A 25,848-nucleotide genomic window follows, 5' to 3' on the forward strand; every position below is an offset into this window, starting at 1 on the left:
CACCTACGACGCCCGCCACCCCACCCCCTGACCCACCCCACCCCCAAACCTGGCAGCGAGCACCCCCCGACGTGCTGTATTGTTTTCCACGTCGCCGGGACACTCGGAGACAAGGTCGAGAAGCCCACAGCAGAGCCCCCCCAGGCCCTCGCTGCAGGCACCGAGACCACGGGACGTGGCGCAGCTTGGTAGCGCACTTGACTGGGGGTCAAGGGGTCGCAGGTTCAAATCCTGTCGTCCCGACAGTGAAGTCGGTTGTGAGAGCCGGTACTTGGGAAACCGAGTGCCGGCTCTTTCCGTTGCCTGGTCAGCTGGTGGTCGCAGGGTGGTCTCCGGGCCACATCGGCCAGGGCGCTGAGGGTTCTTCTGTCCGGGTCCGCTGCTGTTCGGCGACGTCGGCGTACGGCGGGTCGGTGGCGGGGGTAAAGCGGAGGAAGCGTCGTACTCGCTGTGGAGGAGCCGGTAGCCGTGGACGCGGAGGTGCAGGGCGATGGCTTCGAGGTCGGGATCGTCTTCGCCGGGGTTCTCGGCGGGCGGAGCCGTCGTGAGGGCGAGGTCGGCAGGGGGCCGGTTCGGGTGTTCGAACCGGCCCCCTGTGGTACCGCTGGGGTGTCTCATCCGCCCGCTTGGTCGCGGGCCTGTCGGGCGGCGTCCTGCCCCACCTGCTTGAGATCCTCGGCCGTGTCCTGCGCGGCCTGTCGGCCGGCGCCCGTGGTGGTCCGGGCTGCTTCCTGAGCGGTGCCCTTGACCGCCTCCACGGCTTCCTGGGCCGGTTCGCGCAGTTCCTCCTTCACTTCCTGCACTGCCTGGCCGGCGGCCTGCTTCAGCGGCTGCACCAGCTCGTCGGCGTGTTCGCGCAGTTGCGCGCCGGCGCGCTGTTCGGCTTCGGAGACCGGCAGCAGGGTGCCGGCCAGCATGCCCGCGCCGAAGGCGATGATGCCCGCCGCGATCGGGTTGCCCTGGGTCTGGCGGCGCACCTGGGCCGGGGCCTGCTGTACTGCTCCGGCCACCTGCCCGGTGGTGTCGCCCAGTTTGTCGCTGACGCGGTCGGCGGTCTCGCCGATCCGGTCGGCCAGCTGTCCGGCACTGTCACCGACCTGGCCGGTCAGATCGGCGGCCGATCCGCGTGCCGCCTGGCCGGTCTCGTTCACCGAGCCCATCACCTGCTCCTTCACACTGGTCAGCCGTCGGCGGGTGGCGTCCATGCGGCGCCGGGCGACCCTCCGCGGCGTGATCCGCTCGGCCAGGAGGTCGACGTTGTGGGCCAGGTGCGCCCGCCGCGACTCGACATCGCTTCTCAACTCGTCGGGTGTCGTGCCCACTGGGCATCCTCCTTCAACGTCTCAACGGTCTGCTCGGGCTTGAGGTGCACGTCCTTGAGCCGCTTGCGGCCGGTGGTGTAGAGCACGGCCGCGGCGGCCCCCCAAAGGGCGGTGACGATGAGTGCCGCCCAGGCGATGTCGATCGCGTGGGCGAGGGCGAACATCACGGTCAGGCCGGCGAACACCACCAGCAGGTGCCCCGCGTAGCCGGCGCCCGCGAGCATCCCGCCGGCCTTGCCCGCCTTGGTCGCCTCTTCCTTCAGCTCGGCCTTCGCCAGGTTGATCTCGTCGCGCACCAGTGCGGTCAGATCCTGGGTGATCTCGCCGATCAGGTCGCCGACCGACTCCTGCTTCGCCTCACCTGGGTGTGCTTGCGGGGGCGGCTGGGGCGCCGGGCCCTGCGAGCGCGTGGGGTTCTCGGGAGCGGCGGCGCGCGGCGGCCGGTCGTAGATGGTGGCCACGGGTCACCTCCCGACGTCCGGCTGCTGCCACTGCCCGCTCGGCCCGGGCGGCTGGGGCGCCGGGGGGCGGTCCTGGCCGTGGCCGGGGGCCAGGTGCGGCGGCCGGGGCTGGCCGTAGACGCCGTACGGGTCCGTGGCGCCGCCGACGGGCGGTGGCGGGGCACTCGGCGGCGGGGTGCTCGGTGGCGGGGCACTCAGTGGCGGGGTGCTCGGTGGCGGGGGTGTCGAGGGGCGGCCGGCCGATGGCCCGGGCGCGGTGCTCGGCTCGGCCGCGGCCGGTGCCCCGGTGGTGCCGTCGCTGCCGGAGGCAGCGCTCACGCCCTTGCCCGCGCGGCCGGCCGCGAAGCCGGCCAGCGCCGCGCCGGCCAGGAACAGCCCCGGCCGACGTCGGGCGAAGTCCTGCACCTCGTCCAGCAGGCCCTCCGGCCCGCGCTCCTCGAGGTGGTCGGCGACCTGGTGTCCGCCGTCCGCGAGGCGCCGCACCACCGACGTCGCGACCGAATCCTGCCGGCCGTGCTCGCCCATCTGCTCCAGTTCCTGCGCCAGGCTGCGGACGTTGTCCGCCAGGCGCCGGCCCTGGGTCCGCGTCTGCTCCCTCAGCTGGTCGCGCAGCCCGCCGGCCAGCTGCTGGGCCTGCGCGCCCGCCTCCTCGACGACCTTCGACGCCTGCTCCTTCGCGGTATCGGCCACCTCGGACGCCTGCCGCCCGACGACGGCGGCTCCTTCCGCCGCCTTGTCCTGCGCGGTCTGGGCCATCGCCGACGCGGTGCCCTGGTCCGGGGAGCCCGACCTTGTCGTGTCACTCACGAACCATCCCTCCTCACGGTTGGTCCGGCTTGCACTCGGTCGCGCCCGCGCCTACCCCGTCCGCGCCGACTCACCCAGCCGCGCGGGGATCGGATGAGGTCAGCCCCGGCCGCCGCCGTGCTCGTCGTCCGGCCACGTGCGGGTGTCGCGTGGGGGTGCGTACGGTTCCTCGTCCGGCGGCATGCCGCCCTCGATGGCCCGCTCCCGGGCGAGCTCGGCGTCGAACTCCAGCCCGAGGAGGATGGCGAGGTTGGACAGCCACAGCCACACCAGGAACACGATCACCCCGGCCAGGGTGCCGTACGTCTTGTTGTAGGAGCCGAAGTTCGCCACGTAGGCGGCGAAACCGCCGGACAGCACCAGCCACAGCAGCACCGCCAGCACACTGCCCGGCGAGACCCAGCGAAAGCCCCGGCCGCGGACGTTCGGCGCCGCCCAGTACAGCAACGCGATCATGAACGACACCAGGACCACCAGCACCGGCCACTTCGCGATCGCCCAGACCGTGACGGCGGTGTGCCCGAGCCCCAGGACCTCACCGGCCCGCTCGGCGAGCGGGCCGGTGAACACCACGATCACGGCGCTCGCCATCAGCAGCACCATCATCAGCAACGTCAGCCCGACCCGCAGCGGCAGGGTCTTCCACACCGGCCGGCCCTCGCGGATGTCGTACACGGCGTTGCCCGCCCGGATGAACGCCGCGATGTATCCGGAAGCCGACCACAGCGAACCGGCCAGGCCCACCACGGCCAGCACACCACCGGTGCCGCGGCTCGCCTGCAACTGCCCGACCGCGGTGTGCAGGATGTCACGGGCGGAGCCGGGGGCGAGCTTCTGGAGGTTGTCCAGCACCGCCTTGGTCGCGGACGTGCCGATCAGGCCGAGCATCGACACCAGCACCAGCAGCGCGGGAAACATCGCCAGCACCCCGTAGTACGTCAGCGCTGCCGCCCGGTCCGGCAACTCGTCGTCCAGGAACTCCCGCCCGGTCCGCTTGAGCACCCCCAGCCAGCCGCGGGCCGGCACCTGGGTCGGCTCCTCCGGCCCCTGCCGTGCGGCCCGCTCGGGGCGGCGCACCGCCTCGCCGCTGTCATCTCGGTCACCGTGATCCCGCCGGAACGATCCCATGCCCGGCGTCTTCCCCACCACGGCGTTCTACGCATCGGCGATCCGGGCGCCCCGCTCGGTCAGCCCTGCCGCGCCTCCTCCGTTCGACCGGCCTCGACCGGGGGCGGGGGCCGGGGGCTCGTCCGCCTCGTCCGCCTCGGACGCCTCGTCCGCCCGGGGCTGATCCCCTGTCCTCGCGGGTGATCCCGCCCCCCGCGGCCGTGCCAGGGTGGGCGCATGAACTACGCCGTACACCGAATCGCCGCCGAGGAGTGGCGGGAACTCCGCGAGATCACCCTGGAGGCGCTGCGGGACTCCCCGGACGCCTTCAGCCTGTCCCACGCCGACGCGGCCGCCCGCCCCGACGCCTACTGGCAGCGCCAGGCCACCGCCGAGGCGACGGCCGAGGAGCGCGCCACCTTCACGGTCCGTGACGAGGAGGGGAACTGGCTCGGGATGGCCTGCGTCGAACCCATCCCGCACGTCCCCGAGACCGCGCACGTCCACGCCGTCTACGTCGCCCCGGCGCACCGAGGGGCCGGCGGCCCCGCCGGAGACCTCGTCGAGGCGACCATCCGCTACGCGCAAGCCCACATCGACGTACGGTGGTTGACGCTCGGCGTGCACGAGAGCAACGGCCGCGCGCTGGCCTTCTACCGGCGGCTGGGCTTCGAGGACACCGGGAAGGTGATCCCGTACGTCCGGAACCCGGCAGAGAAGGTGTTCATACTGGGCCTGCCGGCCTTCCGGGCGATTCCCGGTGACGGTGACGACCTCGGTGACCGGCGGGTCCGGGTGGCCGGCGGCTCCCGGTGACCGGCAGGACCGTACGCACGGGCCGGAGCCCGGTGCCGGTGCGGTGAACTCCAGCAGCGGGCCGGTGACCGCCTCGCGCCAGCGCCCGCGGTGGCCTCCGGCTCGCAGCCGGAAGTGGACGGTCTCCCGCAGCCAGGCGGCGGTGCGCAGGTGGCTGCCGGGCCAGACCCACAGGTTGCCGCGGTCGCGCCGGCCCTGGTCGTTCACCTTGTCGGCGATCGCCAGGAGGCGCCCCGGGTGACCTCGCCACGAGGCGGTGCGGCTGGTCGGCTGCGGCCGACGAGGTGGGCGTTCCAGGACACGGAACGGTGCGCGCAGGGCGAAACCGGAGCTGCCGCGACTGCCTAGGGTCACCGCAACCAGGTTTCCCTACGCAGGAGTTGAAGTGAGTTCAGGCATGCAGTTCGGGATCTTCTCGGTCGGTGACCTCACCCGGGACCCCACCACCGGCACCGCGCCCACCGAACACGAGCGCATCAAGGCTATCGTCACCATCGCCCGCCACGCCGAGGAGGCCGGACTCGACGTCTTCGCCACCGGCGAGCACCACAACCCGCCGTTCGTGCCGTCCTCACCCACCACCATGCTCGGCTGGATCGCGGCGAAGACCGAGAAGCTCATCCTGTCCACCGCCACCACGCTCGTCACCACCAACGACCCGGTGAAGATCGCCGAGGACTACGCGATGCTCCAGCACCTCGCGGACGGCCGGGTGGACCTGATGATGGGGCGGGGCAACACCGGCCCGGTCTACCCGTGGTTCGGGCAGGACATCCGCGACGGCCTCGCCCTCGCCGTGGAGAACTACGCGCTGCTGCGCAGACTCTGGGACGAGGAGGTCGTCGACTGGGAGGGCAGGTTCCGCACTCCGCTGCAGTCCTTCACCGCCACTCCGCGCCCGCTCGACGGGGTCGCACCGTTCGTCTGGCACGGCTCCATCCGCTCGCCCGAGATCGCGGAGCAGGCCGCCTTCTTCGGCGACGGCTTCTTCCACAACCACATCTTCTGGCCCGAGGAGCACACCCGCCGGATGGTGGCCCTCTACCGCAGGCGCTTCGCCCACCACGGCCACGGGACGGAGGAGCAGGCCATCGTCGGACTCGGCGGCCAGGTGTTCATGCGGCGCAACTCCCAGGACGCGGTCCGCGAGTTCCGGCCCTACTTCGACAACGCCCCCGTCTACGGACACGGCCCCTCGCTGGAGGAGTTCACCCGGGAGACCCCGCTCACCGTCGGCTCTCCGCAGCAGGTGATCGAGCGCACCCTGTCCTTCCGCGAGTACGTCGGCGACTACCAGCGCCAGCTCTTCCTGATGGACCACGCCGGCCTGCCGCTGAAGACCGTGCTGGAACAGATCGACCTCCTGGGCGAGGAGGTCGTGCCCGTACTGCGCAAGGAGTTCGCCGTCGGACGGCCCGCGACCGTGCCCGCCGCCCCCACCCACGCGACTCTGGTCGCCGCGCGCGACGCCGACGCCGCGGCCGCGCAGCGTCCCTGACCGGAGGTCTCCCGTGCCCACCACCACCGCGCCGAACCCGCTGCGCCTGGCCGTCGTCACCGCCGGTCTGAGCCGGCCCTCCTCCACCCGCCTGCTCGCGGACCGCCTGGCCGAGGCCGCGAGCCGCCGGACGGCCGACCACGGCCGGTCGGCCGAGCCGTACACCGTCGAACTCCGGGAGGTGGCCGTCGACATCGCCCACAACCTGCTCACCGGCTTCCCTGCCGGGAGGCTGCGGGAGGCCGTCGACGCCGTTGCCGCGGCGGACGGCATCATCGCCGTCACGCCGGTCTTCACCGCGTCCTACAGCGGCCTGTTCAAGTCCTTCTTCGACGTCCTGGACAACCAGGCGCTGAACGGCAAGCCCGTCCTCATCGCCGCCACCGGCGGCACCGCCCGCCACTCGCTGGCCCTGGAGCACGCGGTGCGACCGCTCTTCGCCTATCTGCACGCCGTCGTGGTGCCCACCGCGGTCTACGCCGCCTCCGAGGACTGGGGCTCGGCCGGATCCCCCGGTACGGCGGACCTGGCCCGCCGCATCGACCGGGCCGGCACCGAGCTGGCCGCTCTGATGGCCGGGCGCCCGGGCGGTCCGCGCCCGTCCGACACCGGGGACGAGGAGGACCTCGCCCCCTTCACCGAACTGCTGGCCACCGCACGGCGTCGCTGACGGAGTGGCTTCCGGACCGGCCGCACCGCGGTCGCCCTCGGCGTCCCCCGGTACCGACGCGTGACCAACCGGGGGGCGGTCCCCGGTCCCCCGGGGGGCGGGGTGGCTGGGGTCGGCCGGGGGCGGTCTGTTCCGGCAGTCAGATGACTTAAGCAGGTGGAGTGCACTCCCAGGCAAGATCATCCTTGATCGGCAGGTCTTGCACGCGCCCGCTGACCCGCCCTCCTCCGGCGGTGTTCCGCGCGGGTGCCCGGCCCCGGTCGCGGCACTGTACGGACGGGCAACGGGGAGTTTCATCGTGGTGGGTTCCATCCAGCGGGCGCGCGGTGCCAGCGAAGCCCTGCAGGCGCTCGTCGACGCGCTCGCGGCCGAGCTGGGGCGGTCGGTGGTGCTCGACGACGCCCTGGTCCGGGTGATCTGCACGAGCCGTCACTACGGGGACGAGGACCCGGTGCGCATCCGCACCCTGCTGCAGGGCCTGGCGGACGCCGAGGTCATCCGGTACGTCCTGGGGCAGGGGGTGATGCAGTGGCCCCGGCCCGGTTACCTGGCGGCCCGGGACGACCTCGGCCTGCTGCAGCGCTACTGCGTGCCACTGCGGGAGCGCGGTCACCTGCTGGGCGTCCTCATGGTGGTCGCCCCGGACGAGCCGCTGACCGAGGCCGAGACCACGGCGATCGAGCGGGCCACCCGCGGCGTGGCGGCGCAGCTGTACGACGAGCAGACGTCCGCCGACGAGACCTCGGCAGGGCAGGGCCGACTGCTGGAGCAGCTGCTGGGCACCGACGTCGTGGCGCGGAGCACCGCCCGGGGGCTGCTGCTGGACCAGGGATTCCTCCCCGACCGGGCGCACTGGGCGGTCAGCACCGTTCTGGTGGCGGCGCGTTCGACGCCCCCCGGGCAGGTGACGGCGGCGCTGCGGGCCGCCCTGGAGGCGCACGTGCAGACCCGCACCGCGAGCGGCCTGATGGCCACCGCGGGCGACCGGGCCGTCCTGCTCCAGGGCTTCGAGCGCGAGCCGCGTCCCGATGACCTCGCCGCCCAGTCCCGGCGCATCCTCGGGGCGCTGGAGACCTTCCTGGGCGAGCGGGCCCGGGCCGTGGTCGGCATCGGCGGGCGCCGGGGCGGACTCGCCGACGCGTGGATCTCCGCCGAGCAGTCGCGGGTCGCCGCCAGGGCGGCCAGGCGGCTGCCGCACCTGGAGCGGGTGGGGGACTGGGAGGCCCTGGGCGAGTTCGCCGTCCTGATGCAGCTCCCCGAGCACGCGCTCACCGAGACCCTTGTCCCCCAGCCGCTGCGACGGCTGCTGGACGGCCCCGCCACCCAGCGGCTGGAGGAGACGCTGCTCTGCTTCCTGGAGAACGGCGGGTCGGCGCCCAAGACCGCCGAGGCCCTGAACCTGCACCGCACCTCGCTCTACTACCGGCTGCGGCAGATCCAGGAGATCACCGGACTGGACCTGGACAGCGGGGCCAACCGGCTGCTGCTCCACCTGGGCCTGCGGATCCGCGAGCTGGTGGCCGGCTCGTAGCCGCCGCGCACCCCGTGACGTGCCCGATCCGGGCTTCGGCAGTCCGACGCGCACGCCCTGAGCTGCGGCTATCCGTCCGGCCCGAGCTTTGCTACAGAGCGAGGAACCGGGCCCGCACAATCCCTACGGCGGTCGGTGGTGCCACCGGGGGCGTCGGCGGCAGACTTCCTCCAGAGGCGCACCGGGGCCGCGGGCCGACCGGCACCGTACCCCCGGAGCGGCCCGACCGAGAGGAAGAAGGAGCCGTGCACGAGGTGGTCACCGAGGACGGGGCGCGAACGGCGTTCCGCGACGACGGTGGGGAGGAGCGCCCCCGGGCGTCCTCCACGGCCGGGGACGGGACACCGGAGGCGGCCGGGCCGGGCCGTGCCCGCCCGGGTCGCGGCGCCGCTGCCGTTTGACAACGGCGCGTCGGACCGGCGCGAGGGCCTGTCGTGGACCGGGACCGACCGATGCTCCGCACCGGGGTTCGGCTGCGACGGAAGCCGTGTCGCGCCCCGGCCCCAGTGCCTCCGCGCCGAGCGGAGCCCTGCCGAGGCCTTAGGCCCGCAGGCCCGCAGTTCCGCTTCCCTTTCTCCTTCCTTCCTCTTCCTCTTCCTCTTCTTGAGGACTGCGCCGCGTTCGGCGCCGCGCTGGTCCGCTGCCTTCTCCGCTGCCGAGCCCGCTGAACTCGCAGCCGCACACCCTCACGCCCTCACACCCTCATGCCCCCATGCCCCGCCTTTCCCGGATTGGAATTCCCGTGATCCAGTCGGACACCGCAGTCATGTCCGAAACAGCCCCGGCCACCCGCTCCTACTCGCGGACCGGCAGCGGCCCGGACCGCATCGACCTCCTCCCGCCGCCCCCGGGGGCCGGGCCCGACGAGCACCTGCACGTGGGGGTGTACCGGCGGGGAGACGCGGTCGTCCGGCGCGAGGGCGTCGACATCCCGCTGGAGCCGGGCGACCTGCTCATCAGCAGCGCTCCGCAGCCCCCGAACCTCCTGCACGCCGTGTCCAGTGTCTTCCTCTGGTTCCGGGTGCCCCGCTTCTACCTCGCCCTCGCGCCCGGCGAGCACGCCCACGTCCACGGGCTGCTCGCCCGGGGCAGTGCCGGGATCGGCTCGTTGGCCTCCCGGTTCCTGCTGGAACTCGCCACCTGGGAAGGCGACGCCGACCGGCCGCAAGACTCGCTCGTGACCTCGCGACACCAACTGGCCCGCAACGCGGCGGACCTGCTGTCCCTCCTCGTCACGGATCTCCTGGAAAAGGAGAACGCACCCTTGACCGCCGTCAGCACCGAGCTGCTGTCCCGGATCCGCCGCCACATCGATGCGAACCTGATGGACCCCGACATGTCTCCGGAGAGCATCGCCCGTGCTCACCACATCTCCGTGCGGTACCTGCACAAGCTGTTCCAGAAGCAGGGCATGACGGTCGGCCACTGGGTGCGCCGGCGGCGGCTGGAGGAGTGCCGCCGGGAGCTCGCCCGCACCCCGAACCGGACCAGCACCGTCGCCGCCGTCGCCCACCGCTGGGGCTTCGTCAGCGCCGCCCACTTCAGCCGGGTGTTCCGGGCCGCCTTCGGCGTCTCGCCCAGCCAGTGGCAGACCCACGCCTCGGGCCCGAGCGCCCGGGACCACACACCGTGACCGCGGACCGGTCGGACGCCGCCCCACCCGGAAAGGCCGCCTGATGCCCACCACCCCGAGCGTCGTCCTCGTCCACGGCGGATTCGCCGACACCAGCAGCTGGATCGGCGTCGTCGCCGAACTCCAGCGCCACCGGATCCCGGTCCTCGCCGCCGCGACGCCGCTGCGGGGCCTGACCCAGGACGCGGCCTACCTCACCGCTCTCCTCGACCGGATCGACGGACCGGTGGTCCTGGTCGGCCATGCCTACGGAGGGGCCGTGATCAGCGCGGCCGGGGTGGTGCCCAAAGTCGTCGGCCTGGTCTACGTGTCCTCCTACCTCCCCGACGCCGGGGAGAGCCACGCGGACCTCCAGAGCCGCTTCACGCCCGCCCCGATCCTCGCCTGCCTCCAACGCTCGACCTGCGCCCCCGGCGCCGGAGGCCCGGGCGCGGAGCTCACCATCCGCACGGACGCCTACCCGGAGGTCTTCGCCGCCGACCTCGCGCCGGACCTCGCCGAGGTCCTCGCCGCGATCCAGCGTCCGATCGCCGAGAGCACCCTCACCGACACCGCCCCGGCCGCGGCCTGGCGCACCAAGCCCGCCTGGGCGCTGGTCACCGGCTCCGACCGGGCGCTGACCCCCGAGATCCAGCGGTTCACCGCCCACCGGGCCGGAGCGACCGTGCACGAGGCCGCGACGGCCTCCCACGCGGTGACCCTCTCCCAGCCGGGCCTCGTGGCCGACCTGATCATCCAGGCCGTCCAGGCCCTGAGCCCCGCGTGACCGTACGGCCGGCCACCCGCCGTTCGACCGCGGACCCCACACCCGATCAGATCAGCGAAGGAATCCCATGTCATCGCGTCCCGCCACCGCCAGCCCGGCCGGCCCGGCCGGCCCGTCCGCCTCGTTCAGCTGGTTCGGCTCGCCCGGCCGGCGGGCGCAGTCGCAGCCCGACGCCACCGAGCTCGAACTCGGCGGCCGGCTCGTCGTCAGCGCCGACTTCTCGATCCCCCTCGCGGTCCGATGGCGCTACAGCAGGGCGGATCCCCTCGCCGTCTCGCTGGACGTGGTCACCGGCGTAAAGCCCGACGTGCGGTGGGCCTTCGCCCGCGACCTCCTGTGGGACGGCCTGCGCGCCCCCGCCGGCCTCGGCGACGTGCGGATCTGGCCGCCCTGCCCCTGCCACGGCCGACCCGACCTGCGGATCCTGCTGCGGGGAAAGGACGGCTCCGCGCTCGTGGACATCCCCTCCAAACCGGTCCGCACCTGGCTCAGCAAGGAGTGCTTCGCCCTGGTGCCGCACGAGGCCGAGGCGGAACACATCGACTGGGAGACGGAGATGGGGCACATGATGAGCTGAGCCGTCCGCCCGGTCGGCGGTCGCGCACTCCGGCCGGGCGAGTGCGGTCAACGGCGGCAAGGGCCGACGAGAGCAGGGCGGACCAGATCTTCCTCAGCATGTTCCCGGTTCCTGAACGGCCGCCAGTTCCTCTCCGGCGGTTGCGTTCAGGACGATAGGACGCGGTGCGGCGTCCGGTTTCTCCCTCAGCGCACGGTTGGTGGCCGCTGCGTGCACGGGGTGCGGGGGCCGGGGAAAGGGCGTGCACGGAGCGGGGCGCGGTGGTCGGCGCCGAGCGAGGGGACGGGGGCGGACTGCTGCCATCCGAGGCCTGTCGGGACCTTTGCGTTCACCGTCGTCGCGTTGTATGAATTGGCCCGGAGACGGATGATCACGGACGAGCGGATGCCGTCCGGCAGCTCCTCCCGGCCGAGGTGACGGCCCGGCGCGCGGCGCACCCGGAAACCCGGAGTTCCTCTGGAATTCCCGGCAATCCTTGGAAACCGGTGCGCTGCCCGACTTCCCCCACACCGTGGTGAGCATCGTGTCCGCGACCGCCCCGGCCGGGGTGCCCGGCAGTCCTTCTCCAGACCGACGACCGCGAGGGAACGAGGATGACCGTGGAGAGCTTCACCACCGGGGACGGGGTCCGTCTCGCCTACCGTGACAGCGGTGGCGAAGGGACGCCCCTGGTCATGCTGCACGGCTGGGGGCAGACCCAGGAGATGTTCCGCCATCAGTTCGAGGGGCTGTCCGTCGGGCGGCGCGTCGTGACGGTGGACCTCCGCGGCCACGGCCGCTCGGCCAAGCCGCACCACGGGTACCGCATCGCCCGGCTCTCCCGCGACGTCCTCGACCTGGTCGAGCACCTCGGGCTCACCGCCTTCGACGCGCTCGGGTGGTCCATGGGCGCCTCGGTGTGGTGGAGCTTCATCGACCAGTACGGCACCGGCCGGATCCGCCGGCTCGTCATCGTGGACCAGCCGGCGGCGGTGGCCGCGGTGCCCTGGATGACCGGGACCGAACAGCAGGAGTCCGGCGCGATCTTCGACGTCGCGGGGCTGCTCGACCTCGGCGCCGCGCTCGCCGGGCCCGACGGACGGCAGGCACGGCAGGACTTCGTGCGCTCGATGTTCACCGGAACCACCGATCCCGACCTGCTCGCCTTCGTCGCCGACGAAATCGAGTCCACACCGGCGTACGCGGGTGTTCCGCTGCTCTTCGACCACTGCGCGCAGGACTGGCGCGACGTGCTCCCCCGCATCGACGTCCCCGCACTGGTCCTCGGCTGCGAGGGCAGTCACGTCGACCCGGCCTCGCAGCAGTTCATCGCCGAGCGGATCCCCGGTGCCGAACTGCACGTCTTCCCGCGGGGCACGGCCAGTTCGCACTTCCCGTTCCTGGAGAACCCCGGCGAGTTCAACGCCGTCCTGGAGAAGTTCCTGACCCGCACCTGACCCTTCCGCCGGGGACGCGGCCGTCCGGCTCCGGGCTCCGGGCCCCGAGCCCCGGGGCCTGGTCGCCGATCGCGAGCGAGCCCCGGCAGGTGGTGTCGAAGGACACACCCGCCGGGGCTCGCGCTCTCCGGGGTCCGCGCTCTCCGGGGGCCTCCGGCTCTCCGGGTCCGCAGAGCCGGAGGTCGCCGGGCCGCCGACGCTCACGAAGTCACGTGGTCAGTCCGGGCCCGGCCGGCCGGTCCTCCCGCCGGGCGGACCGGACCACGCGGCGGCCCGGACCACACGGGTGCGGGCCGCACCCGGCCTGGGGCTCAGGCGTCGAGGAACGCGATCAGGTCCTTGGTGAACGCGGCCTCGTACGCGCCGACCAGGCCGTGCGGGGCGCCGGGGTAGACCTTGAGGACGCCCTGGGAGAGGAGTTCGGCGCTCTTCTCCGCGGACGCGGCGATCGGGACGATCTGGTCGTCGTCGCCGTGGGCGACCAGGACCGGGATGTCGATCTTCTTGAGGTCCTCGGTGAAGTCGGTCTCGGAGAACGCCTCGACGCAGTCGAGGGCGCCCTTGAGGCCGGCCTGCATGCCCTGGAGCCAGAACTCGCGGCGCTTGCCCTCGGACACCTCGGCGCCGGGCCGGTTGAAGCCGAAGAAGGCCTCGCTGAGGTCGTAGTAGAACTGCGACCGGTCGGCCGCGACGCCGGCCCGGATGCCGTCGAAGGCCTCGATCGGGGTGCCCTCGGGGTTGGTCTCGGTCCGGAGCATCAGCGGCGGCACGGCGCCGAGCAGGACGGCCTTGCGCACCCGGTCGCTGCCGTGGCGTCCGAGGTAGCGGGCGACCTCGCCGCCGCCGGTCGAGTGGCCGACCAGGACGGCGTCGGTGAGGTCGAGCCGGTCCAGCAACTCGGCCAGGTCGTCGGCGTACTGGTCCATGTGGTTGCCGTCCCAGGTCTGCTCGGACCGGCCGTGCCCGCGCCGGTCGTGGGCGATGACCCGGTAGCCGGCCTCGGCGACGGCGACGGCGAGGCTGTCCCACGCGTCGGCGTTCAGCGGCCAGCCGTGGGAGAGGACGACCGGACGGCCGGTGCCCCAGTCCTTGTAGAACTTCTGCGAACCGTCGGTCAGGGTGATGAACGGCATGACGTGCCTTTCCGGTTGGTGGGATCGACCGGCCCCTCGGGAAGGCCGGCGGTGGGTGGAGGGCGGGCGGCCGCTCCGGGCAGGGCCAGGGGACTCGGGCGTTGTGCGCGCAGGGAGTCCCGGCGACTGCCGGGGCGGAGGAGCGTCAGCGCAGGGGGGATTCGCTCAGGAGGCCTGCCGAAGCCGGGTTGCGCGGCAGCCTCTTGCCCCGACCGCCGAGACCGAAGCTATCCGCACATCCGGTAGGCGACTTGACTCGTCAGGAAGGGTCGTTGTCCGAGGGTGTACACCTGTGCCGTGCACGGGGGTTCACAGCCGTCGGGTCCGTCGGCACCACCGGGCCACGCCGACCGTTCCGGACGGCCGCGCCGGCACGTTCGGGCGCGGCACCCTGCCGGGGCACCCGTGGACCAGCGGCAGGGCACGGACGAACAACACACCGCCGCCGCGGACCGTAGTGTCCCCTCCGGGCCGGCGGTGGCTCGCCCGCGGTGAACCACCGGCGACTTCCGCCCGGGGAACACCCGGGCCACCCGGCAGCACTGATCCGCGCCGCACCGCGCCCGTCGCGGCCCGGCCGGTTCCGGCTCCATTCCGGCCGGCTCGGGCTCCGGTCCAGCTCGGGCGCCGGTCCGGCTCCGGCTTCGGCTTCGGCTCCGCAGCGCACGGCGGCCCCGCCATTCCCCTCACCATCCCGAGAAGGAAGACCCGCATGCCCCATTTCCTGACCCGTACGCGCACCGGCCTCGCGGTCTCGGTCGTCGCGGCAGCCCTCGCCGTCACCGCGGCCGGCCCCGCGGTCACCGCGACGGCCGCTCCTAAACCGGGCGTCCGCTTCATCGCACACCTGGACATCGCCGCCGGGCAGCGACCGGAGAACATCACCCTGGAGCCCGGCGGCAGCGCCGTCGTCACGTTCGCCTTCAGCCGCCAGATCGCCCGTATCGGGCAGGACGGCACGGTGTGCGTCCTCGCGACCATGCCGGAGCCCCCGGCCGGCTCCGCCACCCCCGCCCTGTCGTCACCGTTCCTCGGCGGAGTCGTCCGCGCCCACGACGGAACCCTGTACTTCCTCTACGCCACCGGCAGCAGCGACCTGACCGGTCTCTGGCGCCTGCGGCCCGGTGGCACGCCGCAGCGCATCGCCGCCCTTCCCGCCGACGGCCTGCCCAACGGGCTGACCCTCGACCCTGGCGAGCACCACCTCTACGTGGCCGACTCGGTCCTCGGCACGGTCTGGCGCGTGCCGACCGGCGGTGGCACGCTCACCCGTTGGGCCACCGCGCCGGAGCTGGCCGCCGTCAAGTTCCTCGGAGCCAACGGCATCAAGGTCCACGACGGTGCGGTCTGGGTCTCCAACCTGGACCAGGGCACGGTGCTGCGCATCCCGGTCACCCGGCGCGGCACCGCCGGTCCCGTCCAGACCAGGGCCACCGGCCTGGTCGACATCGACGACTTCGCGTTCACCGGCAGCGGCGACACCCTGCTGGCCGCGATCAACGCGGACAACGAGGTCGCCCTGGTCGGGCCGGACGGCAGCCACACCGTCGTGCTGACCGGCGCCGACGGGCTGGAGAACCCGACCTCGCTCGCCGTGCGGGGCGGCACCGCCTACATCGCCAGTGGTGCCTACTTCACCGACAACGATCCCAACCTCCTGGCCGTCCGGATCCCCGACGGCGTGAAGTAGCCGGACTGCCGGTCCTGTCGCGGGCCGACGCCGAGGGGCACGACGCCTCTCGGCGTCGGCCCGCCCCCGTTCCCCGGACCGGTGGTCGCGGGGCCGGGGGCGCGAGCGCGTCTCCCTGACGGACGAGGGGCGCGCGACCCTCGCGGCGGCGGAGCCGGCGAGCCGTCACCCCGCCGCGCCGATGGCCGGAGTGGCGGTCAGAGGCCGAAGCGGGTGCGCTGCGCCTCGGGCACCAGGTCGACGTACTCCGGGTGCTTGCCGATCCAGGCGCGGATGAACGGGCAGTAGGGGAGGACCGAGAGCCCCTGCTCCCGGGCGGTGTCCAGGGCGGCGCGGGCCAGGGTGCCGGCGAGGCCGCGCCCGGCGAACCCGGGGTCGATCTCGGTGTGGATGAAGGCGATCTCGTTCTCGTGCCGGTGGTACTCGGCGAAGCCGGCGAGCGCACCGTCGTCGGTGATCTCGAATCGCGACCGGTCGGGGTTGTTCGCGACGGTGGTCGTCATCGTTCCTCCTGGTGGTGGGGCTGCGGGCGGTGGCCCGGCCCGGCATTTAATTTAGCATTCAACTAGATGGTGATCAAGTGCCTCGCACTCGGGCCGCCGGGCGGCGACGAAGGCGAGCAGTTCCTCGTTGACCTCGTCGGCATGGGTCCAGATGAGGCCGTGCGGGGCGCCCCTCAGCACCACCAGACGGGCGTCCGCGACGCTCCGGCAGAGCGGCACCGCGGTCGAGCTCAGCGGCAGCGTGCGGTCGGCGTCGCCGTGGACGACCAGGACGGGCACGTCGATCCGGGCCAGGTCCGCGCGGAAGTCGGTGAGTCGGGCCGGGGCGCGGACCAGGGGCGCCTCGGCGGAAGCCGCGACGCCGATGTCCCAGCTGTACTGCACCACCTGGTCGCTGACCCGCTCGCCGCCCAGCACGTCCACGCCGTAGAAGTCGGCGAGGAAGCCGGCCACGAAGGCGGGGCGGTCGGCGCGGACGGCACCCCGGACCTCCCGGAGGGCGCTGCCGACCAAGCCGTCGGGGTGGGCGTCGGTCCGGGCCGGGAACGGCGGCACCACACCCAGCATCACCGCCCCGGAGATCCGTTCGGACCCGTAGCCGCCGAGGTACCGGACGACCTCTCCGGTGCCCATGGAGAAGCCGACCAGGATCACGTCCCGCAGGTCGAGTCGGCTGAGCACGGCGTGCAGGTCGGCCGCGAAGGTGTCGTAGTCGTAGCCGGACGCCGGCTTGTCGGAGGCGCCGAAGCCGCGGCGGTCGTAGGTGATCACCCGGTGGCCGGCGGCGAGCAGCGCGGCCTCCTGCTTCTCCCAGGAGGCGCCGTTGAGCGGCCAGCCGTGGATGAGCACCACGGGCCGGCCGGAGCCGTGGTCCTCGTAGTACAGGTCGACGGTGTCGGCGTTCTCCTCGCCGACGGTGATGAAGGGCATCCCGGCCGTCCTCAACTGCCCAGTGCGAGCACGGTGTCCACCGGGAACGGCAGCAGGTCGTGATGCTGGTCCGGCAGCGCGACGACGAGCGCACAGCGCGGCAGCGCCCCTCGGAGCCCGCTCAGCAGCCGCACCGCCGTGGGCCGGTCGAGCCCGGCGACGGGCTCGTCGAGGAGGAGCACCGCGGGCTCGCGCAGCACGGCACGGGCGATGCCGAGTCGACGCCGCTGGCCTTGGGACAGCGCGCTGCCCAACGGCCCGGTGGGTGTGTCGAGTTCCAGGTCCGCCAAGGCCGCGACGGCGAGCGCCGCACGAAGCGCGGCGTCGTCGGCGGCCGGGGCGGCCTGGCGCAGGTTGTCGGCGACGGTGCTGTCCGCCAGCCAGTCCTCGGCTTCGACGAGGGTGAGGGTGGAGGCGACCGCCGCTGCGGGGAGCGCGGGCAAGGGGGAGCCGCCGAGGAGCACGACACCGGGGGAGGGGCTGTCGATCCGTCCGGCGAGCATGTTGAGCAGGGTGCTCTTGCCGCTCCCGTTGGGCCCGGTGACCAGGGTGGCGCTGCCCGGGAGGAGGGTGGTCGACCACCGGGCCGCTCCCCGGCCCAGCGGGAGCTCGCGTACGGTCAGCGGCGCGTCGCGGTGGGAGGCGACGGCCGCCGCGGAGGGCAGGGCGCGGGCGCCCGCGAGCAGGTCGGTCAGCCGCAGCGCCGAGTGCGCGGCCGAGCCGTGGTCGCGCAGGATCTGCGGCAGCGCCTCGACGAGTTCGTAGGCGGCGGCGACCAGCAGCGTCTCGCCGATGGCGGCGGCGACCGGCTGGACCGTGGAGCGGCCGGCGAGCGCGAGCAGCAGGACGGCGACCTGGCCGACCGCGGCGAGCAGCCGGAGCAGCAGCCGGCCGCCGCGCAGGGCGGCGAGTGACGCGGCGTCGGCTCGGTGCGCGAGCGCCACCCGCCGGGCGACCTGGTCGCGGGCCCGGTCCACGGCGTCCAGGCAGTGCAGTTCGGCGAGCGCCGCCCGTGCGCTGAGCAGGGCGGATCGGGCGGCGGCCCGTTCGCCGACGGCCTCGGCGCGGTGGGCGAGAGCCCGGCGGTTGGTGCGTACGGCCACGGTGAGGGCCAGCACCAGCAGCAGCGCTTCCGCGGCGCCGGCGGCCGGATCGGCCACGCAGATCAGCGCCACCACGGCCAGGGCGGTCACGCCGAGACCGGTCAGCGGCGCGAGGGAGCGGGCCGGCAGCGCGCCCACGGCGGCCACGTCGTCGGTGAGCCGGGCCAGCAGCGCCCCGTCCCGGCGGTCCCGCAGCTGCCGGGGCGGGAGCGCGGCGGCGGTGCGCACCATCCGGGTCCGGAGTGCGACGGTCGCGCCGAGCAGGGCGCGGTGGCTGGTGAGCCGTTCGGTGTAGCGCAGCCCGGTCCGGCCGAGGGCCAGTGCCCGCACGGTGCCCGAGGGGTACATCCAGGACCACGTGGTGTTCGCCTGGAGGGTGACCAGGGCGCAGGAGGTGAGGAACCAACCGGACAGGCCGAGCAGTGCGGCGGCGGCCACTTCGGCGCAGGCGGCCAGCAGGGCACCGACCAGCAGGTCGCGGCGGCCCCGGCGGTCGGCCGAGGTCCACAGCAGGGTGACAGGGTTCATGCGGTCGCTCCGTGGACTCGGCCCCGGTCGACGCTGATGACCTCGTCGGCGATCCGCAGCAGTTCCGGGCTGTGGGTGGCGAGCAGGACGGTCCGGTCACGCGCCAGCGTGCGCACGGCGGCGATGACGCGCCGTTCGGCCTCGGGATCGAGGTGGGCCGTCGGTTCGTCCAGGCAGAGCACGGGCGCGGCCCGCAGCAGGGCGCGGACGAAGACCAGCTGCTGGATCTGGCCGGAGGAGAGTCCGCTGCCGCGCTCGCCGACGACCGTGTCCAGGCCGTGGGGCAGTGCCGCCGCCAGCCCGGCGAAGTCGAGCGCGGTGAAGGCCGCCGCGAGGGCGGCGTCGTCCGCGTCGGGGCGGGCCAGCAGCAGGTTCTCCCGCACGGTGCCCGGCAGCAGGTAGCAGGGCTGGCCGATCCAGGACACGGCGCGGGGGTCGGCGGACCGCGTCGTCCCGTCGGCCCGGTGGGTGCTCGATCCGGAGTCGGCGGCCAGCAGCCCGGCCGCGACGGCGAGCAGCGTCGACTTTCCCGCGCCGCTGGCCCCGGTGACGGCCACCAGCCGGCCCGGGTGCGCGGTCAGGGTGACGTCGTCGAGCGCGGGCCGGTCGCGGTCGGCGAAGGTGACGCCGACTCCGCGCAGCCGCACGCTGGTCGGCGCGTCGGCGGGTCCGGGCGGCCGGCTGCCCGGGCCGGGCCCCTCGGCTTCGGGCCCTGCCAGCAGGCCGTTGACGAGGTCGGCGGCGGCGGACGCCTCGGCCCGCGCGTGGTAGCCGCGCGCCAGTTCCCGTACCGGCGCGAAGTAGGCCGGAGTGAGGGTGAGCACGAAGAGCGCGGTGCCCAGCCCCATGGCCGAGGGCACGCCGGGCACGTGCAGGTAGTCGAGCAGGACCAGGCCGCAGTAGGTGGCGACCACGGCGAGGGTTCCGGTGACCAGCAGTTCCACCCAGGCGGTGGAGAGGAACGCCACGCGCAGTACCGCCTGGGTGCGGTCGGCCAGCTCGCGGTCGGCCGCCGTCACGGTGCGGGCGGCCTGCTCGTCGGCGCCCAGGCCGACCAGGGTCGGCAGCCCGCGCAGCTGGTCCAGCAGCCGGGCGCTGAGCGTCCGGGCGGCGGTCAGCTGGGACTGGACGGCGGCGCGCGTGCCCATGCCGATGACCTTGAGGTTGGCCGGCAGCAGTGGGGTCGCCAGCACCAGCAGCAGGGCGACCAGCGGGCTGCCGGAGGCGATCGCGGCCAGCACGATGCCGCCGGCGATCAGCATGGTCCGGCGCGCCGGGACGTAGCCGGTCAGCCAGTCGGTGAGACGGTCCACCTCCTCGTCGAGCGCCTGGACGAAGGCGGCGTCCGAGGTCCGCGGCTCCGCGCCGGCGGTCGGCCGCCGCCAGGCGGGCAGGGCGGCGGCCAGCAGCCGGGTGCGCAGCTCGTGCCGGACGGCGGCGGCCGCGTCGTCCGCGGCCCGGTCGCCCGCCGCGAGCAGCAGGGCCCGCAGGACGATGCCGGCCCCGACCAGGCAGGCGGCGGGCAGGACCGACACCGGGGTGACGGCCTCCTGCTGGCCCCGCAGGGCCAGCCGGGCCGCCCAGCCGAGTCCGGCCGCCCACCCCACGGTGCCGAGGACGGCGAGTCCGCGCAGGGTGCCGGCGCGGCGGAAGGCCGGCGCCTGAGCGTGTGCCCAGGCGCGCAGCCGGTCCAACGCCCGCTGCTGCTCCCGCTGCACCTCGTCGTCGGCCAGGCGCGCCAGCAGCGCGGCGGTGTCGCTCATCGCCGCGCCGCCGGATCGAGGTCGAACTCGCCCGCCGCGGCGGCCCGCCGGTCGCCGACCAGCCAGGCGGTCACCGAGACAGCGCCGAACAGGGTGAGGGCGACCGGGGCGATCCATTCGCCCTCGCCTCCGAACACGTCCTGCGCCACCGCGGCCGTGCCGACGCCGAGCACGGTGAGGGCGACCCGCCGGGCGACCGTGCGCAGGATCCCCTCCGGCGCGCCGACGGCGCCCGGCGCCTCGGGGCGGGGCGCCGAAGCCGTCCGCGGCTGCCGCCGGGGTTCGTCGGGAAGGGCGAGCGCGGCCGGCGCCGGGGCCCGGTACTTTCCGCGGAACACCCACCAGGCGTAGACGTTGTAGGCCAGCACGACCGGCATGCAGCCCCCGACGCCGATCAGCAGGAACACCTGGGAACCGGTGGGGCTGGCGGCGTCGTGCACGGTCAGCGCGGGCGGCACCACCACCGGTGCGGTCGCGGCCACCAGGGCCAGCAGCCCGGCCACCTGGGCGCCGAGCACCGCGACGAACGGGCGGGCGTCGGGCCTCCGGCCGAAGCCGTACCAGGCGACGGCGCCGCAGCCGGCGGCCGCGGCCACCGCGAGGCCGAACAGGGCGGCGCGCAGCGACTGTTCGAACCGGAACTGCTGGGGGTCGGCCACCTCCAGGCCGAAGCCCAGGACCAGGGCGGCGGCCGTCGTCGCCGCGAGCAGCGGGCGCCCGAGCCGGGCGGCCCGGCGGCGGACGGCGCCCTCCGTCTTGGCGTGCAGCCAGGCCGCGCCGGCCAGCAGGTACAGCGCCGTCAGGCCGAGCGCGCACAGCACGCTGTAGGGGTTGAGCCAGCGCAGCGCACCGCCGTCGTAGACGCCCTGGTGCTGGGGCAGCCCGGTGAGGACGGTGCCGACCACGAGCCCCTGGCAGACCGTCACCACCAGGGAGGAGACGCCGAACAGGCGCCCCCAGCCGCGCCGGTAGCCCGGGGCGGAGCTCTGCAGCTCCAGCGCCAGCCCGCGCAGCACGAAGCCCAGCAGCATCACGGTCAGCGGGAGGTAGAGCCCGGGCAGCACGGTGGCGTAGACCCCGGGCAGCGCGGCCCACAGGGTGACCGCGGCGAGGATGATCCAGCTCTCGTTGGCGTCCCAGGCCGTCGCGACCAGCTCGGTGTACTCCTTGCGCCGCCGGTCGTCGCGGTCGAGGAGGCCGAGGATCCCGATCCCGAGGTCGTAGCCGTCCAGGACGACGTACGCGCCGAGCGCGAAGAGGACCAGCGCGTAGGAAGCGTACTCAGCCACGGGCGGCCTCCGGTCGTGCGGGGCGGCCCGGTGCGGGCCGGAGCGGGGGGACGGGGGACGGCGCGGAGGCGTCGACGGCCTCCGGCCCGGCCTTCACGGTCCGCACGACGTAGCGGACCCAGACCGCGACCAGCACGGCGTAGACCGCGACGAATCCGGCCAGGCTGAGCGCCGCCTCGGTGGTGGACAGCCGGGAGACGGCGTCGGAGGTGCGGATCCTGCCGTAGACCACCCAGGGCTGCCGTCCGGTCTCCGCGGTGATCCATCCGCCGGTGATCGCGATCAGGCCGGCGGGTGTCATCCACACCATCAGCCGGTGGAACCGCCGGGCGGTGAACAGCCGTCCGCGCAGGCGCAGCACCAGGCCGGCGAAGGCCATCGCGAACATCGTGAGCGCGGTGAAGTACATCGCGCGGAACCCGTAGAAGGTGCTCCACATGTTCGGGCGCCGGTCCGGCGGGGTCTGGAGCAGGCCGGGCACGTGGGCCTGGCCGGTCAGGTCCTTGCCGATCACCGCGCCCAGGTGCGGGATCCCGATCTGCAGGCTGTTCCGGCCCTGGTCGGTGTCGGGGACGACGAGCACGTTGTAGCCGTCGTTGTCGGTCGTCCAGTTGCCCTCGAAGGCCTCCAGTTTGGCGGGTTGGTGCTGCCCCATGAACACCGCGGTCTCGTCGCCCGCGTACAGCTGGACGGGCATCAGCACGGCCAGCACGCCGAGCGCGAGGGAGAGCGTGCGGCGGGCGAAGGCGAGCGAGCGCCGCCGCACCAGGTACCAGGCGGCGATGCCGCCGACGAACCAGGCGGCACTGATCAGCACCGCGAGCAGCATGTGCGGGAACCGGTAGGAGAACGCCGGGTTGAGCAGCACCTGCTGCCAGTCGCGGGCCTGGAACTGGCCGGCCACCTCGGTGTAGCCGGCCGGGTCCTGCATCCAGCTGTTCGCGGAGAGGATCCAGGTGGTGGACAGCAGCGTGCCGAGGGCGACCATCCAGGAGGCGAGGGCCATGGTGCGCGGGCGCACCCGTCCCTCGCCGTAGAGCATGATGCCGATGAAGCCCGCCTCCAGGAAGAAGGCCGTGATCACCTCCATCCCGATGGTGACGCCGAGGATCGGGCCGACCGCATGGGCGTAGGCGCCCCAGTTCAGGCCGAACTCGAAGGTCATCACCGTGCCGGCCACCACGCCGAGACCGAAACCGACCGCGAAGATCTTCCGCCAGAAGCGGAACATCTGCAGGTAGAGCGGGTTCCGGGTGCGCAGGTAGGCCGTGTACGCGACGGCGAGCAGGATCGACAGCCCCACGGTCAGGGCGGGGAAGGTCATGTGGAAGACGGCGGTGATGGCGAACTGCCAGCGGGACAGTTCCACCGTCGCGGACGACGCCATGGCGACTCCGTTCAGCACGGCGGGGCGGGACGCGGGTGGACTCGGCGGATCACAGCCGCACCAGCGGGGTGTCCACCAGGTGCTCCGCGAGGAACCACACCTGCGCCTCGCCGGTGCGCACGACCTGCGACACCAGCAGGTCGTTCGTGCCGTCGTCGCCGAGCGCCGCCACCCGACCCGCGGCGTCGCGGGCGTCGACGAGGATGCCCTCGTGCGCCGACAGCAGCCGCGACAGCATCGCCGGCACCTCCTCGACGCCGTCCGGCGGCCGCGGGATCGAGGTGAGCTCCGCGGCGTGCCGCGGGTCGCCGACGGCGACCCCGCCCAGACCCTGTATCCGCTCGGCGAGCGCGTCCACCAGCGCCAGTTGCTCGTCCGCGTGCTTGTCCAGCAGCAGGTGCAGCTGGTAGAAGGTCGCGCCGCGCACCAGCCAGTGGTGCTTCTTGTAGAGGGAGTACAGGATCACGGTGTCCGCGAGCACCTGGTTGAGCCGCTGGCAGGCGTACAGGCGCGCGTCGCGGGTCAGGCCGAGCGGAAGCTGGCTGACGGTGCCGAACTCCTGGATCTCCTGGCCCTTCTGGTGCAGCAGCGGCTGGCTGCCGGCGGTGGTGCGCGGGTGGTCGGACCGGCTCATGGGAGCTCCTTGCGGATCGTCGGTGGATGGGTGCTCCCCACGCTAGGGGCGCGTCCGGAGCGGGCTTGTTCCGAAGCGCACCGACCGTTGCCGCCGAGCGCCCAGGCGCCCGCGCCGGCGGCGACCACGGCGCCGTCCCCGGCAGTGCGCTGACGGAACGGGGGCAGTGCGCTGTGGGCCAACCCCGGTGCGGGAGCCGGACCTAGCGTTCTGTCACGTGTTCGAAGCCGATCTCCGGCCAGTCGCGGATCCCGCTCGGACGCTCCCCGTCGCCGCCGGACCGGTGCGGCGAACCGAACGTGTCACAGGAGGCTGGAGAGGTGCCTGCAATGCCTGTCGGCGGGCTCGTCCCCCGCGCTGTCGAGGACGCCGCCGACGTCGTCGTCCGCAACGCGAAGATCCACACCGGGGACGCCCGCCGCCCCCGGGCCGGCGCCCTCGCCATCCGCGACGGCCTGATCACGGCCGTCGGGGACGACGCGGACGTCGCCCCGCTCATCGGACCGGCCACCACCGTGGTCGACGCCCTCGGCCGACGGGTGGTGCCCGGCCTCAACGACGCCCACCTGCACGTGATCCGGGGCGGTCTCAACTACGTCCTGGAGCTGCGCTGGGACGGTGTGACCTCGCTGCGCCAGGCCCTGGCGATGCTGCGGGAGCAGGCCGCCCGCACCCCCGAGGGGCAGTGGGTGCGGGTCGTCGGCGGCTGGTCGGCGGAGCAGTTCGCCGAGCGGCGGCTCCCCACGCCCGCCGAACTGAACGAGGCCGCGCCGGACACCCCGGTGTTCGTCCTGCACCTCTACCAGTCCGCGATCCTCAACCGCGCGGCGCTGAAGGCCGCCGGCTACACCCGGGACACCCCCGACCCGAAGGGCGGCCGGATCGTCCGGGGCCGCGGCGGCGAGCCCAACGGCATGCTGCTGGCCGCGCCCAGCGCGCTGGTCCTCTACTCCACGCTCGCCAAGGCCCCGGTCCTGGCGCCCGAGGACCGCAGGACGTCCACCCGGCACTTCCTGCGCGAGCTGAACCGCTTCGGCCTGACCTCCGCGATCGACGCCGCCGGCGGGTTCCAGAACTTCCCCGAGAACTACGCCACGGTGACCGAACTCGCCCGGGACGGCCTGCTGACCCTGCGCATCGCCTACCACCTGTTCCCGCAGACCCCGGGCCAGGAGCTCGACGACCTCACCCGCTGGATCGAGACGGTCCGCCCCGGGGACGGCGACGAGTGGCTGCGCCTCAACGGCGCCGGCGAGAACCTCACCTGGGCCGCCGCCGACTTCGAGAACTTCGCCGAACCCCGGCCGGAACTCGACGGCTACGAGGGCGAGTTCGAGAAGGCCGTACGGCTCCTCATGGAGAACGGCTGGGGCTTCAGGCTGCACGCGACCTACGACGAGACGATCCGACGCGACCTCGCCGTGTTCGAGAAGCTTGCCGCGGACGGGCTCTTCCCCGCCGGGAACCGGTGGCTCTTCGACCACGCGGAGACCGTCTCGCGGGACAGCCTCGACCGGATCGCGGCCCTCGGCGGCTCGGTCTCCGTGCAGAACCGGCTCTCCTTCCAGGGCGAGGTGTTCACCCGCCGGTACGGCTTCGGCGCCGCCGCCGAGGCGCCGCCGATCCGCGCGATGCTGGACCGCGGGCTGACCGTCGCGGCCGGCACCGACGCCACCCGGGTGTCCTCGTACAACCCCTGGGTCGCCCTGCACTGGCTGGTCTCCGGCCGCACGGTCGGCGGCCTGGCGGTCCGGCCGCCGCACAACCGGGTGGACCGGGAGACCGCGCTCGCGATGTACACCACGGCGGGAGCGGCGCTCACCGGCGAGCAGGACGTCAAGGGCGTGCTGCGGCCGGGCTGTTACGGCGACCTGGCGGTCCTGTCCGCCGACTACTTCACCGTGCCCGAGCAGGCCATCCCGGACATCGAGTCGCTGCTGACGGTCGTCGGCGGCCGGATCGTCCACGCCGTGGCCGAGTACGAGGGCATGGACGAGGAACTCCCGGCGGTCAGCCCCGCCTGGAGCCCGGTCGCGCACTTCGGCGGCTACCAGTCCCACCGGGACCGGGGCGGCGCGGGCGCCCGCCAGGCCGAACTGCTCGGCGAGGTCGTCGCCGAGTCGGAGCTGCACCGCCGCTGGCGCGTCGACCGCGGCCTCGCGACGGACCACGCCCAGCCGTTCGACCCCTGCTTCCTCCTCTGACACCGCCCCCTCCCTCCTGTCTCTTATACACATCTGACGCTGCCGACGAAGAGGAGAGGG

Annotated in this window: 22 protein-coding genes and 1 tRNA gene; 11 read left to right on the forward strand and 12 right to left on the reverse strand. The window is 73.8% G+C overall.

The features are described from left to right. The first annotated feature begins 169 nt into the window (after positions 1 to 169). A tRNA-Pro gene (locus tag IF30_RS0136420) sits at positions 170 to 243 on the forward strand. A 371-nt stretch (positions 244 to 614) separates the two neighbouring features. Here the strand turns inward: IF30_RS0136420 and IF30_RS0136425 are convergent. The 4 genes from IF30_RS0136425 to IF30_RS0136440 all read right to left on the reverse strand — a co-directional run bounded on the left by IF30_RS0136425 (position 615) and on the right by IF30_RS0136440 (position 3,718). Beyond that, positions 615 to 1,322, reverse strand: coding sequence for a DUF3618 domain-containing protein (locus IF30_RS0136425; protein WP_030246622.1), 708 nt, complete (start codon positions 1,320 to 1,322; stop codon positions 615 to 617). Beyond that, positions 1,298 to 1,783: a phage holin family protein gene (locus IF30_RS42545; RefSeq protein WP_037902404.1), complete on the reverse strand. Its 486-nt coding sequence runs from the start codon at positions 1,781 to 1,783 to the stop codon at positions 1,298 to 1,300. Before IF30_RS42545 ends, IF30_RS0136425 begins: the two co-directional genes overlap by 25 nt. A 3-nt stretch (positions 1,784 to 1,786) precedes the next feature. Then, the gene (locus IF30_RS44275; protein ID WP_158835781.1) at positions 1,787 to 2,590 is read right to left on the reverse strand and encodes a hypothetical protein; all 804 of its coding nucleotides are present in this window, start codon (positions 2,588 to 2,590) and stop codon (positions 1,787 to 1,789) included. A gap of 99 nt (positions 2,591 to 2,689) precedes the next feature. Continuing rightward, a complete protein-coding gene (locus IF30_RS0136440; RefSeq protein ID WP_078891986.1) occupies positions 2,690 to 3,718 on the reverse strand; it encodes a YihY/virulence factor BrkB family protein in 1,029 nt (342 codons plus the stop codon). Between the two features lie 216 nt (positions 3,719 to 3,934). Here IF30_RS0136440 and IF30_RS0136445 point away from each other — a divergent pair, with 216 nt between their 5' ends. From IF30_RS0136445 to IF30_RS0136485, 8 genes are all read left to right on the forward strand, one after another. After that, positions 3,935 to 4,513 (forward strand): GNAT family N-acetyltransferase, encoded by a 579-nt coding sequence (locus tag IF30_RS0136445; RefSeq protein WP_030246631.1) that lies wholly within the window; start codon positions 3,935 to 3,937, stop codon positions 4,511 to 4,513. A gap of 397 nt (positions 4,514 to 4,910) precedes the next feature. After that, on the forward strand, positions 4,911 to 6,011 hold the full coding sequence (locus IF30_RS0136450; protein WP_030246632.1) for an LLM class flavin-dependent oxidoreductase: 1,101 nt from the start codon (positions 4,911 to 4,913) through the stop codon (positions 6,009 to 6,011). Between the two features lie 13 nt (positions 6,012 to 6,024). Then, a complete protein-coding gene (locus IF30_RS0136455; protein WP_030246633.1) occupies positions 6,025 to 6,681 on the forward strand; it encodes an FMN reductase in 657 nt (218 codons plus the stop codon). 298 nt (positions 6,682 to 6,979) lie between these two features. Beyond that, positions 6,980 to 8,212, forward strand: coding sequence for a PucR family transcriptional regulator (locus IF30_RS0136460; protein WP_051712000.1), 1,233 nt, complete (start codon positions 6,980 to 6,982; stop codon positions 8,210 to 8,212). A gap of 766 nt (positions 8,213 to 8,978) precedes the next feature. Then, positions 8,979 to 9,845 (forward strand): helix-turn-helix domain-containing protein, encoded by an 867-nt coding sequence (locus IF30_RS0136470; protein ID WP_158835785.1) that lies wholly within the window; start codon positions 8,979 to 8,981, stop codon positions 9,843 to 9,845. 43 nt (positions 9,846 to 9,888) lie between these two features. Then, entirely contained in the window at positions 9,889 to 10,611 is a 723-nt protein-coding gene (locus IF30_RS0136475; RefSeq protein ID WP_030246637.1) for an alpha/beta fold hydrolase, read from the forward strand. A 67-nt stretch (positions 10,612 to 10,678) separates the two neighbouring features. Next, positions 10,679 to 11,188: an SsgA family sporulation/cell division regulator gene (locus IF30_RS0136480; protein WP_078891988.1), complete on the forward strand. Its 510-nt coding sequence runs from the start codon at positions 10,679 to 10,681 to the stop codon at positions 11,186 to 11,188. 593 nt (positions 11,189 to 11,781) lie between these two features. After that, positions 11,782 to 12,624, forward strand: coding sequence for an alpha/beta fold hydrolase (locus tag IF30_RS0136485; protein WP_030246640.1), 843 nt, complete (start codon positions 11,782 to 11,784; stop codon positions 12,622 to 12,624). 311 nt (positions 12,625 to 12,935) lie between these two features. On the opposite strand, the gene IF30_RS0136490 is transcribed toward IF30_RS0136485, so the two are convergent. Continuing rightward, the gene (locus IF30_RS0136490; protein ID WP_030246642.1) at positions 12,936 to 13,757 is read right to left on the reverse strand and encodes an alpha/beta fold hydrolase; all 822 of its coding nucleotides are present in this window, start codon (positions 13,755 to 13,757) and stop codon (positions 12,936 to 12,938) included. A 712-nt stretch (positions 13,758 to 14,469) separates the two neighbouring features. Between IF30_RS0136490 and IF30_RS0136495 the strand changes: the two genes are divergently transcribed. Then, on the forward strand, positions 14,470 to 15,447 hold the full coding sequence (locus IF30_RS0136495) for a hypothetical protein (protein WP_030246644.1): 978 nt from the start codon (positions 14,470 to 14,472) through the stop codon (positions 15,445 to 15,447). Between the two features lie 197 nt (positions 15,448 to 15,644). On the opposite strand, the gene IF30_RS0136500 is transcribed toward IF30_RS0136495, so the two are convergent. From IF30_RS0136500 to IF30_RS0136530, 7 genes are read right to left on the reverse strand one after another with little or no spacing between them, the layout of a single operon-like run. Next, a complete protein-coding gene (locus tag IF30_RS0136500) occupies positions 15,645 to 15,950 on the reverse strand; it encodes a GNAT family N-acetyltransferase (protein ID WP_030246646.1) in 306 nt (101 codons plus the stop codon). Between the two features lie 51 nt (positions 15,951 to 16,001). Beyond that, positions 16,002 to 16,880 carry an alpha/beta fold hydrolase gene (locus tag IF30_RS0136505; protein ID WP_051712002.1) on the reverse strand — a complete coding sequence of 293 codons (879 nt, stop codon included), beginning with the start codon at positions 16,878 to 16,880 and terminating at the stop codon, positions 16,002 to 16,004. A gap of 11 nt (positions 16,881 to 16,891) precedes the next feature. Then, positions 16,892 to 18,511, reverse strand: coding sequence for an ATP-binding cassette domain-containing protein (locus tag IF30_RS0136510; RefSeq protein WP_051712005.1), 1,620 nt, complete (start codon positions 18,509 to 18,511; stop codon positions 16,892 to 16,894). Continuing rightward, positions 18,508 to 20,274 (reverse strand): ATP-binding cassette domain-containing protein, encoded by a 1,767-nt coding sequence (locus IF30_RS0136515; RefSeq protein ID WP_030246655.1) that lies wholly within the window; start codon positions 20,272 to 20,274, stop codon positions 18,508 to 18,510. The genes IF30_RS0136510 and IF30_RS0136515 overlap by 4 nt, the downstream gene beginning before the upstream one ends. Further along, on the reverse strand, positions 20,271 to 21,563 hold the full coding sequence (locus IF30_RS0136520; protein WP_030246656.1) for a cytochrome d ubiquinol oxidase subunit II: 1,293 nt from the start codon (positions 21,561 to 21,563) through the stop codon (positions 20,271 to 20,273). The genes IF30_RS0136515 and IF30_RS0136520 overlap by 4 nt, the downstream gene beginning before the upstream one ends. Then, on the reverse strand, positions 21,556 to 22,950 hold the full coding sequence (locus tag IF30_RS0136525; protein WP_030246659.1) for a cytochrome ubiquinol oxidase subunit I: 1,395 nt from the start codon (positions 22,948 to 22,950) through the stop codon (positions 21,556 to 21,558). Before IF30_RS0136525 ends, IF30_RS0136520 begins: the two co-directional genes overlap by 8 nt. Before the next feature lie 49 nt (positions 22,951 to 22,999). After that, the gene (locus IF30_RS0136530) at positions 23,000 to 23,584 is read right to left on the reverse strand and encodes a Dps family protein (protein ID WP_030246661.1); all 585 of its coding nucleotides are present in this window, start codon (positions 23,582 to 23,584) and stop codon (positions 23,000 to 23,002) included. 329 nt (positions 23,585 to 23,913) lie between these two features. Between IF30_RS0136530 and IF30_RS0136535 the strand changes: the two genes are divergently transcribed. Continuing rightward, positions 23,914 to 25,788, forward strand: coding sequence for an amidohydrolase (locus tag IF30_RS0136535; RefSeq protein ID WP_030246663.1), 1,875 nt, complete (start codon positions 23,914 to 23,916; stop codon positions 25,786 to 25,788). The last annotated feature ends 60 nt before the right edge of the window (positions 25,789 to 25,848 follow it).

The organism is Streptomyces sp. NRRL S-350 (genome assembly GCF_000719705.1).
Taxonomy (GTDB): domain Bacteria; phylum Actinomycetota; class Actinomycetes; order Streptomycetales; family Streptomycetaceae; genus Kitasatospora.

Bases quoted from the DNA above. Each gene is read 5' to 3' on its own strand.
- IF30_RS0136440 (WP_078891986.1), bottom strand. From the start codon at position 3,718: ATGGGATCGTTCCGGCGGGATCACGGTGACCGAGATGACAGCGGCGAG.
- IF30_RS0136445 (WP_030246631.1), top strand. From the start codon at position 3,935: ATGAACTACGCCGTACACCGAATCGCCGCCGAGGAGTGGCGGGAACTC.
- IF30_RS0136450 (WP_030246632.1), top strand. From the start codon at position 4,911: ATGCAGTTCGGGATCTTCTCGGTCGGTGACCTCACCCGGGACCCCACC.
- IF30_RS0136470 (WP_158835785.1), top strand. From the start codon at position 8,979: ATGTCCGAAACAGCCCCGGCCACCCGCTCCTACTCGCGGACCGGCAGC.
- IF30_RS0136475 (WP_030246637.1), top strand. From the start codon at position 9,889: ATGCCCACCACCCCGAGCGTCGTCCTCGTCCACGGCGGATTCGCCGAC.
- IF30_RS0136480 (WP_078891988.1), top strand. From the start codon at position 10,679: ATGTCATCGCGTCCCGCCACCGCCAGCCCGGCCGGCCCGGCCGGCCCG.
- IF30_RS0136485 (WP_030246640.1), top strand. From the start codon at position 11,782: ATGACCGTGGAGAGCTTCACCACCGGGGACGGGGTCCGTCTCGCCTAC.
- IF30_RS0136490 (WP_030246642.1), bottom strand. From the start codon at position 13,757: ATGCCGTTCATCACCCTGACCGACGGTTCGCAGAAGTTCTACAAGGAC.
- IF30_RS0136495 (WP_030246644.1), top strand. From the start codon at position 14,470: ATGCCCCATTTCCTGACCCGTACGCGCACCGGCCTCGCGGTCTCGGTC.
- IF30_RS0136500 (WP_030246646.1), bottom strand. From the start codon at position 15,950: ATGACGACCACCGTCGCGAACAACCCCGACCGGTCGCGATTCGAGATC.
- IF30_RS0136505 (WP_051712002.1), bottom strand. From the start codon at position 16,880: ATGCCCTTCATCACCGTCGGCGAGGAGAACGCCGACACCGTCGACCTG.
- IF30_RS0136510 (WP_051712005.1), bottom strand. From the start codon at position 18,511: ATGAACCCTGTCACCCTGCTGTGGACCTCGGCCGACCGCCGGGGCCGC.
- IF30_RS0136515 (WP_030246655.1), bottom strand. From the start codon at position 20,274: ATGAGCGACACCGCCGCGCTGCTGGCGCGCCTGGCCGACGACGAGGTG.
- IF30_RS0136525 (WP_030246659.1), bottom strand. From the start codon at position 22,950: ATGGCGTCGTCCGCGACGGTGGAACTGTCCCGCTGGCAGTTCGCCATC.
- IF30_RS0136530 (WP_030246661.1), bottom strand. From the start codon at position 23,584: ATGAGCCGGTCCGACCACCCGCGCACCACCGCCGGCAGCCAGCCGCTG.
- IF30_RS0136535 (WP_030246663.1), top strand. From the start codon at position 23,914: ATGCCTGTCGGCGGGCTCGTCCCCCGCGCTGTCGAGGACGCCGCCGAC.